The organism is Blautia massiliensis (ex Durand et al. 2017) (genome assembly GCF_001487165.1).
Lineage (GTDB): Bacteria > Bacillota > Clostridia > Lachnospirales > Lachnospiraceae > Blautia_A > Blautia_A fusiformis.
In genome coordinates this window covers 2,012,094-2,024,823 of sequence record NZ_LN913006.1, presented here as the reverse complement: position 1 = coordinate 2,024,823, position 12,730 = coordinate 2,012,094, and the positions used below count along the sequence as shown (strand labels likewise).

At 45.8% G+C, this 12,730-nt stretch carries 10 protein-coding genes; 6 read left to right on the top strand and 4 right to left on the bottom strand.

The window, feature by feature from the left end:
- The first annotated feature begins 165 nt into the window (after positions 1 to 165).
- From asnS to BN3261_RS10265, 3 genes are all read left to right on the top strand, one after another.
- The gene (gene asnS / locus BN3261_RS10275; RefSeq protein ID WP_022426258.1) at positions 166 to 1,557 is read left to right on the top strand and encodes an asparagine--tRNA ligase; all 1,392 of its coding nucleotides are present in this window, start codon (positions 166 to 168) and stop codon (positions 1,555 to 1,557) included.
- A gap of 111 nt (positions 1,558 to 1,668) precedes the next feature.
- On the top strand, positions 1,669 to 2,730 hold the full coding sequence (locus BN3261_RS10270; RefSeq protein ID WP_059086199.1) for a metallophosphoesterase family protein: 1,062 nt from the start codon (positions 1,669 to 1,671) through the stop codon (positions 2,728 to 2,730).
- Between the two features lie 27 nt (positions 2,731 to 2,757).
- On the top strand, positions 2,758 to 4,305 hold the full coding sequence (locus tag BN3261_RS10265) for an ATP-binding protein (protein ID WP_059086198.1): 1,548 nt from the start codon (positions 2,758 to 2,760) through the stop codon (positions 4,303 to 4,305).
- A gap of 163 nt (positions 4,306 to 4,468) precedes the next feature.
- On the opposite strand, the gene BN3261_RS10260 is transcribed toward BN3261_RS10265, so the two are convergent.
- The 4 genes from BN3261_RS10260 to murC all read right to left on the bottom strand — a co-directional run bounded on the left by BN3261_RS10260 (position 4,469) and on the right by murC (position 9,471).
- Entirely contained in the window at positions 4,469 to 5,653 is a 1,185-nt protein-coding gene (locus BN3261_RS10260) for a ribose-phosphate pyrophosphokinase (protein ID WP_015525646.1), read from the bottom strand.
- Position 5,654: 1 nt separating this feature from the next.
- Positions 5,655 to 6,641: an ATP-binding protein gene (locus tag BN3261_RS10255; RefSeq protein ID WP_059086197.1), complete on the bottom strand. Its 987-nt coding sequence runs from the start codon at positions 6,639 to 6,641 to the stop codon at positions 5,655 to 5,657.
- Positions 6,642 to 6,663: 22 nt separating this feature from the next.
- Positions 6,664 to 7,761, bottom strand: a complete 1,098-nt coding sequence (locus BN3261_RS10250) for a DnaD domain protein (RefSeq protein ID WP_015525648.1) — start codon at positions 7,759 to 7,761, stop codon at positions 6,664 to 6,666.
- A 330-nt stretch (positions 7,762 to 8,091) separates the two neighbouring features.
- Entirely contained in the window at positions 8,092 to 9,471 is a 1,380-nt protein-coding gene (murC, locus tag BN3261_RS10245) for a UDP-N-acetylmuramate--L-alanine ligase (RefSeq protein WP_021652856.1), read from the bottom strand.
- Positions 9,472 to 9,784: 313 nt separating this feature from the next.
- Here murC and BN3261_RS10240 point away from each other — a divergent pair, with 313 nt between their 5' ends.
- The 3 genes from BN3261_RS10240 to spoVG are packed head-to-tail and all read left to right on the top strand — an operon-like array spanning position 9,785 to position 12,534.
- Positions 9,785 to 11,062, top strand: coding sequence for a glucose-1-phosphate adenylyltransferase (locus BN3261_RS10240; RefSeq protein ID WP_059086196.1), 1,278 nt, complete (start codon positions 9,785 to 9,787; stop codon positions 11,060 to 11,062).
- Complete coding sequence (gene glgD / locus BN3261_RS10235; protein ID WP_021652857.1) at positions 11,059 to 12,180, top strand: glucose-1-phosphate adenylyltransferase subunit GlgD; 1,122 nt, start codon at positions 11,059 to 11,061, stop codon at positions 12,178 to 12,180. The genes BN3261_RS10240 and glgD overlap by 4 nt, the downstream gene beginning before the upstream one ends.
- A gap of 57 nt (positions 12,181 to 12,237) precedes the next feature.
- Positions 12,238 to 12,534 carry a septation regulator SpoVG gene (spoVG, locus tag BN3261_RS10230; protein WP_015525652.1) on the top strand — a complete coding sequence of 99 codons (297 nt, stop codon included), beginning with the start codon at positions 12,238 to 12,240 and terminating at the stop codon, positions 12,532 to 12,534.
- Positions 12,535 to 12,730: the final 196 nt, after the last annotated feature.

Below are 12,730 nucleotides of genomic sequence, written 5' to 3'. Positions count from 1 at the left end.
TTCCGCCAGGCGGGATTTTTCTGTCCGGCGGCCCGCTATTTTTCTGTCCGACAGGGCAATTACTCCTTGCACGAACCATGAGAATAGTCTATACTTAATTCGATACGGACGTTTGGAGGTCCGCAGGGACGTGTAATCCTGAATATGAGGAATGAGGTATAGATTATGAAACTGACAACAGTGAAAGAGATTTACAGAAACCGTGAACAGTATCTCGACAAAGAGATCACCGTAGGTGGATGGGTACGAAGTGTTCGTGATTCCAAGGCGTTTGGATTCATCGTACTTCATGATGGAAGCTTTTTTGAAACTCTTCAGATCGTATATCACGATAACATGGAGAATTTCGCAGAGGTTTCCAAGCTGAACGTTGGAGCAGCCATCATTGTTAAGGGAACGCTGGTAGCTACCCCTCAGGCGAAGCAGCCATTTGAGATCCAGGCAACAGAGATATCTGTAGAGGGAGCTTCCGCACCGGATTATCCACTTCAGAAGAAGAGACACAGTCTTGAATACTTAAGGACCATGACACATTTAAGACCGAGAACAAATACTTTTCAGGCTGTATTTCGTGTACGTTCTCTTTGTGCATATGCGATCCATAAATTTTTCCAGGAGAGAGGCTTTGTCTATGTGCATACACCGCTGATCACAGGAAGTGACTGTGAAGGTGCAGGAGAGATGTTCCAGGTAACAACACTGGATCCGAAGAATATTCCGCTGACAGAGGATGGAAGTGTTGATTATTCACAGGATTTCTTCGGAAAGGAGACAAACCTTACCGTAAGCGGACAGCTGAACGGAGAGACTTATGCACAGGCATTCCGCAATATCTACACATTCGGACCGACCTTCCGTGCTGAGAATTCCAACACTACCCGTCATGCAGCTGAGTTCTGGATGATCGAGCCTGAATGTGCGTTTGCAGACCTTCAGGACGCTATGGAGCTTGCAGAGGCTATGCTGAAATACGTGATTCGTTATGTCTTTGAGAATGCACCGGAGGAAATGAACTTCTTCAATTCCTTCATTGACAAGGGGCTTCTTGACAGACTGAACCATGTGCTTAATTCTGAATTTGCACATGTGACCTATACAGAGGCTGTTGAGATCCTTGAGAAGAACAATGACAAATTTGATTACAAGGTATTCTGGGGATGTGATCTTCAGACAGAGCATGAGCGCTATCTGACAGAGCAGGTCTACAAGAGACCGGTATTTGTTACCGATTATCCGAAGGAGATCAAGGCATTCTACATGAAACTCAACGAGGATGGAAAGACAGTTGCGGCTATGGACTGTCTGGTGCCGGGAATCGGAGAGATCATCGGAGGAAGCCAGAGAGAGGATGACTACGACAAGCTGAGAACACGTATGGATGAGCTGGGTCTGAAACCGGAGGATTACGATTTCTATCTGGATCTTCGTAAATATGGTTCCACACGTCATTCCGGCTTTGGTCTTGGATTTGAGAGATGTGTCATGTACCTTACAGGTATGGGCAACATCCGTGACGTGATCCCATTCCCGAGAACTGTAAAGAACTGCGATCTTTGATCAGAACACTTTTGCACAGCAGGACGTTCTGTGCTCCTGAGATCAGAGAACAGCAGGGAGAAATTGGCAACAGGTATTGATATGTGTGACTGACACACAAGGGAGAACATTATGAGATTTATTCATCTTGCAGACGTGCATCTGGGCGCAGTTCCCGACAGGGGCTGCCCGTGGAGCAAAGAGCGGGAGGAAGAAATCTGGAGCACTTTCCGCCGGGTTATTGCGGGCATCCGCGAAGATCCGGTGGATTTGCTATTTATATCCGGAGATCTGTTCCACCGCCAGCCTCTTATGAGAGAGCTTAAGGAAGTAAATTATCTGTTTTCCACCATCCCAGATACCAGAGTGTATCTGATGGCAGGAAATCATGATTTTATAAGCAGAGATTCTTTTTATAATACGTTTGAGTGGAATTCCAATGTTATATTTTTCAGGAGCAGGGAACTGACCTGCGTTAAAGATCCCAGGCTTGATGTCTATGTATATGGACTGAGTTACTATGACCGGGAAATAAAAGACGGACTTTATGATCAGGCTGTCCCTGTCCAGAAAGAAGGAATCCATATTCTGCTGGCCCATGGCGGCGATGAGAAGCATATTCCTCTCAGTGCAGCAGCTCTGGCGGCGTCAGGCTTCGATTATGTGGCGTTAGGGCATATCCACAAGCCGCAGATCCTGATCCGTGACCAGGCGGCCTTTTCCGGGGCTCTGGAGCCCATTGACAGGAATGATACAGGGGAACATGGATATATGGAGGGACGACTGATCAACGGAAGGATCCGTACAGAGTTCGTTCCCTTTGCCTGTCGTTCCTATCAGCAGCTGGTAATGACACTTCACGAGGAAACTACACAGATATCTCTGGAAGAAGCGGTAAAATCCCAGATTTTCCGCAGAGGAGGAAGGAATATCTACAGGATCGTTCTTCAGGGAATGCGTTCGCCGGATCTTCTTCTGATCCATGAGAAACTTAAAAGTCTCGGAAATGTTACCGATGTTGTGGATGAATCCTGGCCGGCGTATGATCTTGGTGAGCTCTACAAACGCTACAGCGGTACTCTGATCGGTGATTATATCGGCTATTTTCTGGCCAAAAAGGGTATGGATACCGTGGAAAAAAAGGCGCTGTATTATGGGCTTCAGGCATTGCTTGAGACAGGCAGCCGGCGATAAAGGGGCAGCACAGGAGGATAGCATAAGATGGTTATCAGACGTTTAAAAATAAAAAATTTCGGGAAGATCCGGGACAAGGATATGGAGCTTTCGCCTGGGATCAACGTACTTTACGGTGAAAATGAGAGTGGAAAAACTACCACACATACATTTATCCGCTCCATGTTTTACGGCGTTCGCAGACTGCGGGGAAAGGCTGCTCTGAACGATACATATACAAAATATGAACCGTGGGAAAATCCGGCAGAATATGGTGGGATCATGTGGTTCACAAGCAAGGGGAAGAAGTATCGTCTAACCAGGAATTTTTATAAAGAAAAGAAGCTGGGAGAGCTTCTCTGTGAAGATGATGGCAGCCTTGTGGATGCCGAACAGGGAGCTCTTGGGACTATTCTGGGAAATGTAAGTGAGGCAGTTTATGATAATACGGTGTCTGTGGCACAGCTGAAAAGCGTTACAGGAAAAGATCTCGTACGTGAACTGCAGAATTACATGGCCAGCTATCAGGGAACTGGTGACAGTTCCATTGACATGGGACGAGCCATGCAGATGCTGAAAATGTCCAGAAAAGGATATCTGACAGAAGCGGCCCGGCGAAAAAAGGAGCTGGAAAAGGAAAAAGAAAAGATTTCCGCAAACATGGAATATATCCGCAGAGAGATCCGTGAACTGGATGAGAAGCGTGATCGGATCATGCAGCAGCAGGACGGGATGAACATAGGGACCAGAGAACGGAGTACAGAGGATCTTCTTGAGCTTCGGATCGATCGTGTAAAAAGAAGGCGGGAGCTGACAGATGCAGTTCTGGCAGTTGTGCTGCTTGGCGGGATTGCCGGTACCGGCTGCCTGGCAGCTTTTTCCGGGCAGGTCATTTTCAGTGTTCTGGCAGGCGTGGCAACTGCGGCGATTTCTGTAGCGGCATTGTTTTTCCGCATACGGCTCAGCAGGGAGCTGAATAAGAGAGAACGTCAGAGAGAGCGCTGGCATTCCAGACATGAAGAGCTGACCTGGAACCGGAACAGTCTGGACAGTGACTACGAAGAGAAGCATACAGCGCTGGAGAACCTGCAGGCAGAGTTGACGGAATGTGAAGAAAACACAGAAGTGATCACTCCGGAGGAAACGGAGATTCAGGCGCTGAATATGGCTATGGAGACGATTGAGGCACTTTCCGGAAACATTACGGATCAGATAGGGGTCCGTCTGAAAAAACGTACATCTGAGATATTAAGTGAGATCACCGGTGGCAGATACCAGGAGGTTCTGATGGATGAGGCACTGCATATGTCTGTGAACACAGGGGAGCGTATCGTATCCATTGAGAGACTGAGCCGCGGGACACTGGAGCAGATTTATTTTGCCCTTCGTATGGCAGCAGGAGAGCTTTTCTGCAAAGAGGAACCGTTCCCTGTGATCCTGGATGATGTATTTGGCATGTATGATGAAGAACGTCTTGCAGCGGCTCTCAGGTGGCTGCATAAAGAAAACAGACAGGTGATCATAAGTACCTGCCATAAAAGAGAAATGGAGATCCTGGATAAAGAGAGGATTCCCTATCAGAAGCTTCCTATGTGAGCTTTTGCAGGAAGATTTCAGCATAAAGATCAAAAGCAAAGCAGACAGCAGATGCGGATCATGGATATCCGTCTGTTACAGAAATATAAAGCGGCTGCGCTTTCTGAGAAACTGTTATATCGTTCTCAGAAGGTGCAGCCGCTTTGCGTGCGTTATGATTTATTTATTTCTCATGCTGGCTCATGTAATTTGTTACGCAGCGTTTGATTCTGTCTACCGGATTCAGAAGGTGGCTGACAGAGGTATCATGGTTCAGCGTATCAATGATCAGAGCAATATATTTGCTCATATCGCAGCTGATGTAGTATGGCTTCTCAAGAAGCTCCGGTGACTGATAAACCAGGTTAGTAGTAAGGAGCTTGTCGAAGTAGCCCTTCTTGTAAGCATCGTCAAATTTATCAAGACCATCGGTAAAGAATCCGAAGGTAGAGCAGATGTAAACTCTGCCTGCTCCTTTCTCTTTCAGGAGAGACGCGATCTTAATGATTGTATCACCGGAGGAGATCATATCATCGATCAGGATCATATCCTTGCCCTCGATCTTTGGTCCGAGGAATTCATATGCTGCGATCGGATGCCGGCCGTTTACATATCTTGAGTAATCCAGACGTTTATAGTACATACCCATATCAACACCGAGGACATTGGCGAGATAGATCGCACGGTTCATGCTTCCTTCGTCCGGGCTGATCGTCATGAAATGATCCTTGTCGATATGAAGTCCCTTTTCATTATTAAGAAGAGCCTTGATGAACTGGTAGGATGGCTGTACAGTCTCAAAACCATGAAGAGGAGTCGCATTCTGTACACGGGAATCATGTGCATCAAAAGTGATGATATTCTCAACACCCATATCGATCAGCTCATGAAGTGCATTGGCACAGTCAAGAGACTCTCTTCCGACACGTTTGTCCTGGCGACTCTCATAGAGATATGGCATGATCACGTTGACTCTGCGGGCTTTTCCGCCTACAGCGGCGATAACACGCTTCATATCCTGGAAATGATCATCCGGGGACATAAGATTCGTGTAAGGTCCGATCGGATAGGATAAGCTGTAATTTGTCACATCTACCATTACGTAGATATCATCACCGCGGACAGATTCGTTGATGGTGCATTTACCCTCACCGGAGCCGAAACGTGGAGTCTTGGCGTCAATAATGTAAGAATCGCGCTTGTATCCCTCGAATGCAAAGGAGTCCATTCCAGGATACTGTCTTTCGGCACGCCATTTGACCAGCCAGTCATTCACCTTCGCGCCTAATGAGCTGCAGCTCTGAAGGGGAATCAGTCCAAGTCTTCCTACCGGGAGTGTGGAAAAATCTTTTGTATTTACCTGTGCCATTTTAATTTCCTCCTAAAAATATTTTCTGTATACGGATGTCTTTCCCGATCAACGATATCATCTGATAGTTGCTGGCAATTCGGGAAAATGTTCTCTCGGAATAGGTATCCGAGAAATTTTTGAGCGTCAGATTCGTGGAAATGATCGTGGATTTCCTGCGCATGATCCGCTCATTAAGACAGAGAAAAAGCTGTGAAGATACGAAACTGTTGGTAAGCTCCGTTCCCAGGTCATCAATGATCAGAAGATCACAGTCATAGATCAGTTCCTCGTCTGTGCCGGTATCTTTTCGGGAAAAAGAATTCGCAGCCATCATATCAAAAAGATCGTAGGCGGAAAAGTACAGGACACAGTGGGTGGATCTGAGAAGCTCTCGGGCGATGCAGTGTGAAAGAAAGGTTTTTCCCACACCGGTATCACCATATAAAAACAGGTTTTCAAATTTATGGTCGAAGTTCTGCACAAAGCGCTGTGCAGTGTCATAGGCCCGTCTGGCTGTTTCCAGGGCAGACAGTCCCGTGGCTTCGTTTTTTATTGTAGCAGAATAATAGTCAAATGAAAAGCTGTCAAAATTCTCTTTTTCGAGAATTTCATTCAGATTGGACTGTGCATAAAGCAGTTCGATCTCAGCTTTTTTAAAACAGGTGCATTTTCGGCTGCCGATATAGCCGGTATCCTGACAGTCAGGGCAGGTGTAAGGCATCTCAAGATAGTCTCCGGGAAAGCCGTTTGCAACAAGAAGGGTGATCCGTTCATCGGAAAGCTCCTGAATGGCTGCCTTCAGATCCGAAGTTCCCTTTTCTTCTCCGTTTAAAAGGCGACGGACTTTGTCAGCACTTAAAGTTGCCACCTCGTCATCGATCTCTTTCAGACGGGGGATCTTTCCGTAGGCTTTGGCTGTGTGCTCCTCCAGAATACGGTGGTTCTGTGCCTGCCGGCGGCTGTATTCTCTCATTATAGTATCATATTGAAAATTCTGTAAAGGCATAAAGCGCTCCTTCCAGGTTCTGTTACTGATTATTTAAAAGACGTTTCTCATATTCCGCAAAATCATAATCACGCTGGTGGAAATTATTGAAGCGGTTGCTATTCTGAGGCTGAGTCTGGGGCTGCTTCTTCCTGGAAACGGATTTCTCAAGCTGGCGTTTTTTGTGTGCGGCATCCAGAAGCCGGATATCCTCCAGCGTATGTACGTTTTTCTTTTTCCAGCCGGAGAGGATCTTATCTGCATATTGGAAACTGGGCTGTCCGGTGGAAAGGACAGTACGGCTGCAGGCTTCCTGGATCAGCTCCAGATCAAAACCGTAGGTCTTGCGCCAGGTATCAATGTAAGTGATCTCGTTATCAACAGGATTGCGGCCGCTGATTCCCATAGCCTTCAGGATCGTGTAATAATCCTTGGAAAAACGGGAGCTGGCATCCCGGGCCATCTCGACGGTGGTGATGCCGTCTTTTGCCCAGGCGAGTGCAACAGTTTCAATATAACGCATACTCTTGCGGCCTCTGGAAACACAGTATTCCACCAGATATTCGATGAGATCCGCAGACATATGGAGTTCATCATAGAAAAAAAGGATCTTCTGCATTTCTGTAGGCGTCAGTGTTTTGGTCAGATACTGCTCTGTGATATAGAGAAGCTGACTGATCTCTTCGTTTTGCTTAAGTTCTCTGATCCGGTCAGGAGTGAGACTGAGAATGTAATCAGCGGAGCTTGGGACTCCCGGATCCGTGTTCCCGGAAACGGAAGCAGAATTGCCGGAACCGGTGAAAGTATCCACGGAAGCGCTGCTCTCTCTATGACCGGTATCCGCAAAGGGTTCCAGCAAAGTGATCCCGGAAAGCTTCTGATCTGCAGTATAGGTTAATGCGATCAGTTTCTCACCTTCCCAGTATTTCAGCGCACGGGAAATATCTCTTTCCGTGCAGAAAAGGCTGTCTGCCATATGCTCCAGGCTGAAAGAAGAAGGAGCGGCAGATACCATCCGGAGAAGGTAGATATATACCTTTACGAACTCCCCGTTGGCACGAGGCATGAAATTGTCAATAAAGCGATTGGAAAGAATCGTTACCTCCAGTTCAGAGGAATTCTGAAGTGAAATCAGGCTCATGATCAGCAGCTCCCTTTCTAAAATACAGCAGATATTTCAGGTGATATCCCAAAGTCCGCCATGCTAAAAAGGATTATAGCACAACCGCTTTTACTTGAGAATAGTCTATTTTCACAGAAGTTGTGCACCAATTTCCATGTGGAAAATGTGGATAGTGTGGAAAACTTTGAGGATAACATTATCAGCAACTAACAAAAACCTTAATTTTGTAAGAAAAATGCGGTATTTGTTGAATTTGGCTGTTGAATTATGTCAAGTAGGTTATACACAAAAAAATCCACATGCCAGGCACGTCTGAAATGTGCATAAGCATGTGGATAATGTGGATAATTATTTTCCGAGAAGGTGTTCTCCAATATTTACAACGTCTCCGGCGCCCATAGTTATCAACAAATCACCATGTGCACAACTTTTTAAGAGGAAGCTCTCGATCTCATCAAAAGTCGGGAAATATTCGCAGGGGGTTCCAAGTTCCTGGATCTGTTTCTGGAGATCCTGGGAAGAAATACCAAGATTGTCTGTTTCACGTGCGGCATAAATATCAGCCAGTACAACATGATCGGCCAGAGTCAGCGCTTTTGCAAATTCCGGAAGAAGAGCTTTGGTACGTGTGTAGGTATGAGGCTGGAATACACACCATACCTTCTGATGCGGATAATTCTTTGCAGCATGAAGGGTTGCCTCGATCTCGGTTGGATGATGCGCGTAATCATCAATGATGGTAATACCGCCGATCTCACCTTTATACTGGAAACGACGGTCTGTACCGGTAAAGCTTCCGAGACCTTTGACGATCACATCATCCGGAAGGTCCAGAAGGCGTCCTACGGCAATGGCGGCCAGTGCATTGGATACGTTGTGGATACCCGGTACACGCAGATAATAGCTGCCGATCTTTTTGCCCCGGAAGAGAACGGAGAAGGAAGGATGTCCGTATTTATCCCAGGTAATGTCTGCTGCGGTGTAATCGGCATCGTGCTCCAGACCATAGGTAAGAACATTGCATGGAAGCTCCCGGGTGATCGTCTCATACTCCGGTGTGTCGGCGTTGATGATCAGAGTACCGTCAGCAGGGAGAAGCTCTGCAAATTTCCGGAAGGAATGGCGGATGTCATCGATGTCCTTGAAGAAATCCAGATGATCGGCATCCATGTTCAGGATCACACTGATCTTAGGGAAGAAGCTTAAAAAGCTGTTGGTGTATTCGCATGCCTCTGTGATAAAGGTCTCAGAATTTCCAACGCGGATGTTTCCGTGGATAGCAGGAAGGATTCCGCCAACACTGATGGTAGGATCACAGTCACCCTCAAGAAGGATATGGGAAACCATGGAAGTAGTAGTGGTTTTTCCGTGGGTTCCGGAAATTGCGATCGGTGTATCGTAGTTCCGCATGATCTGTCCCAGAAGCTCTGCGCGGGTGAGCATTGGAAGCCCTTTTTCTTTCGCACAGGCAAATTCCGGGTTGTCCGGGTGGATCGCTGCTGTATAGACAACCACATCTACATCATCCTTGATGTTGGAAGCGCGCTGTCCGTAATAGATCACAGCGCCACGTTCTTCCAGTGTGCGGGTCAGCGGGCTGGATTTGGCATCGGAACCGGAAATCCGGAAATTTTCTTCCAGAAGGATCTCGGCAAGGCCGCTCATGCTGATGCCTCCGATCCCGATGAAATGAATATGGAGCGGTTTATGAAAGTCTATCTGATACATAATAATCTCCTTATATATATGTTATTTTCGTAGCTCTTTTGTCTGTTTTATTATAACGCCAACAGAAACAATTGAAAAGTGGTTCTTTTGGCTAAAAAAGCGGTTTTTTTCGGAATATAAAAGTAACCAGAAAATAACATCGAAAAATGTTGAAAATTACCAGAGGAATGAAAAAAATGATGAGTCTTACCAATTTATAATATACAATAGCGATAAAAAAAGTAAAATACAGCTAAAATAATTGTAAAAAATGTTCACTAATACAGTAAAGTATGCTATAATGGAATAATCATAACATACAAGAGGTGATCGCATGATTAAGAAAGAGATGATTGCCATGCTCTTGGCCGGTGGGCAAGGCAGCAGGTTAGGAGTTTTGACAGAAAAGGTTGCAAAGCCGGCAGTCGCTTTTGGTGGTAAATATCGTATCATCGATTTTCCACTGAGCAATTGTATTAACTCGGGAATTGACACGGTGGGTGTGCTGACACAGTACCAGCCTCTCCGCCTGAATACACATATCGGTATCGGTATTCCGTGGGATCTTGACCGCAATGAAGGCGGTGTCACAGTCCTTCCTCCGTATGAGAAGAGCACAAGCAGTGAATGGTACACAGGAACTGCCAATGCGATCTATCAGAATCTGGCTTATATGGAGCAGTATAACCCGGATTATGTACTGATCCTTTCCGGTGACCATATCTATAAGATGGATTACGAAGTGATGCTGGATTTCCACAAGGCGAACAAGGCAGATATTACGATCGCGTGTATGCCGGTTCCCATTGAGGAAGCCAGCCGTTTTGGTATTATGGTTACTGATGAGAGCAGCCGTATTACTGAGTTTGAGGAGAAGCCGGAGCATCCAAGCAGCAATCTTGCATCCATGGGTATCTATATTTTCTCATGGCCGGTTCTGAAGGAAGCACTGATCGCCCTGAAGGATCAGAATGGCTGTGACTTCGGTAAACATATCCTTCCGTACTGTAAAGAGAAGGGGCAGCGCCTTTTTGCTTATGAGTACAACGGCTACTGGAAAGATGTAGGAACTCTTGGTTCTTACTGGGAAGCAAATATGGAGCTGATCGATATCATTCCGGAGTTTAATCTTTATGAGGAATTCTGGAGGATCTACACCAAGGGAGATGTGATCCCGCCACAGTATATTTCCGCAGATGCAGTTGTGGACAAGTGTATCATCGGTGAGGGAACAGAAATCTATGGTGAAGTACATAATTCAGTGATCGGTCCGAATGTTATCATCGGCAAGGGCAGTGTGATCCGTGATTCTATTATCATGAAGAATACAGCAGTTGGTGAGAACGTTGTTATGGATAAAGCCATCGTGGCAGAAGATGTTGTCATCGGAAATAATGTTGTGATCGGATGCGGCGAGGAGGCACCGAATGTTCTGAAACCGGCTGTATATTCCTTTGGACTTGTGGCTATCGGCGAAAACAGCGTGATTCCGGACAGTGTCAAAATCGGTAAGAATACCGCTATCGCCGGTGTTACAACAAAAGAAGACTACCCTGACGGAGAACTGGCAGCCGGCCAGGTAATTGCAGCAAAGGACGGTGGGAAAGAATGAGAGCGATAGGTATTATTTTGGCAGGCGGTAATAATAACCGCATGAGAGAATTATCAAACAAAAGAGCAATCGCGGCAATGCCTATTGCAGGAAGTTACCGCGCGATCGACTTTGCCCTCAGCAACATGGCAAATTCACATATCCAGAAGGTTGCTGTGCTGACACAGTATAATGCCCGTTCCCTTAATGAGCATTTAAGTTCATCCAAATGGTGGGATTTCGGAAGAAAACAGGGAGGACTTTATGTCTTTACTCCAACCATTACCAGAGATAACAGCTTATGGTATCAGGGTACTGCAGATGCGATCTATCAGAACTTGAGCTTTTTAAAGAACAGTCATGAACCCTATGCGGTGATCGCTTCCGGCGATGGAATCTACAAGCTGGATTACAATAAAGTCCTGGAGTATCATATCGCAAAGCGGGCAGATGTTACCGTTGTATGTACTACATGCAAGGATCAGAGCCAGGTTGAGAGATTTGGTGTTCTTCGCATGAATGAGGACTGTCGGATCGAGGAATTTGAAGAAAAACCGATCGTTTCCTCCTATAATACGGTATCTACTGGTATCTATGTCATCCGAAGAAGGCAGCTGATCGAACTGATCGAGCGTGCTGCCCAGGAAGGAAGGCATGATTTTGTAAATGATATTCTTATCCGTTACAAAAATCTGAAGAGGATTTACGGATATAAGATCGATAACTACTGGAATAATATCTCTACTGCAGAGGCTTATTATCAGACAAATATGGATTTCCTGAAACCGGAGATCCGGAACTATTTCTTCAAACAGGAGCCGGCGATCAAAACCAAGATCGCAGATGTACCTCCTGCTAAGTACAATCCGGGTGCAACTGTGAAGAACAGTCTGGTGTCCAGCGGATGTATCATCAACGGAACTGTGGAGAATTCTGTTCTGTTCCGTGATGTATTTGTAGGAAATAACTGTGTGATCAAAAACTCTGTGATCCTTAATGACGTATATCTTGGAGATAATACGCATATTGAGAATTGCATTGTTGAGAGCCGGGATACCATCCGGGCAAATTCATATTACTGCGGCGAAGAAGGAGAAGTGAAGATCGTCGTAGAGAAAAACGAACGCTACGTATTATAAATGCGGAAGATCAGTTTTCCGCAGATACGGTTAGCGAAATGAAAGGGGCAAGTAGCAATGAATATTACAGATGTACGTGTGAGGAAGGTAGCAAAAGAAGGGAAAATGAAGGCCGTTGTGTCTGTCACAATAGATGATGAGTTTGTGGTACATGACATCAAGGTGATCGAAGGCGAGAAGGGGCTGTTCATCGCAATGCCAAGCCGTAAGGCAAGCGACGGTGAATATCGTGACATCGCACATCCGATCAATTCAGCAACAAGAGAGCAGATCCAGACGATCATCCTGGACAAGTATCAGGAAGTAATGGCTGAGGAAGCTGAGAATGAGGTTCTTATGGAGGCTGCGGAGTAAGAGAAGCAGCTTCAGGGGGGATTACATCAGAGAAGTATTCTCGTAGCTGATGATCTTTGGATTGAAACAGCATAGAATAAAAACTGCCGTTTTACAGATAAATCTGTGAGAGGGCAGTTTTTTTGTGCTCCGGAAAACAAAAAAAACGCTTTTCAGTTCATAAAAATTTAAATTATTACGTATTTGTTACAGAAAT

Coding starts and splice junctions, on each gene's coding strand:
- asnS (WP_022426258.1), top strand. CDS start 166: ATGAAACTGACAACAGTGAAAGAGATTTACAGAAACCGTGAACAGTAT.
- BN3261_RS10270 (WP_059086199.1), top strand. CDS start 1,669: ATGAGATTTATTCATCTTGCAGACGTGCATCTGGGCGCAGTTCCCGAC.
- BN3261_RS10265 (WP_059086198.1), top strand. CDS start 2,758: ATGGTTATCAGACGTTTAAAAATAAAAAATTTCGGGAAGATCCGGGAC.
- BN3261_RS10260 (WP_015525646.1), bottom strand. CDS start 5,653: ATGGCACAGGTAAATACAAAAGATTTTTCCACACTCCCGGTAGGAAGA.
- BN3261_RS10255 (WP_059086197.1), bottom strand. CDS start 6,641: ATGCCTTTACAGAATTTTCAATATGATACTATAATGAGAGAATACAGC.
- BN3261_RS10250 (WP_015525648.1), bottom strand. CDS start 7,761: ATGAGCCTGATTTCACTTCAGAATTCCTCTGAACTGGAGGTAACGATT.
- murC (WP_021652856.1), bottom strand. CDS start 9,471: ATGTATCAGATAGACTTTCATAAACCGCTCCATATTCATTTCATCGGG.
- BN3261_RS10240 (WP_059086196.1), top strand. CDS start 9,785: ATGATTAAGAAAGAGATGATTGCCATGCTCTTGGCCGGTGGGCAAGGC.
- glgD (WP_021652857.1), top strand. CDS start 11,059: ATGAGAGCGATAGGTATTATTTTGGCAGGCGGTAATAATAACCGCATG.
- spoVG (WP_015525652.1), top strand. CDS start 12,238: ATGAATATTACAGATGTACGTGTGAGGAAGGTAGCAAAAGAAGGGAAA.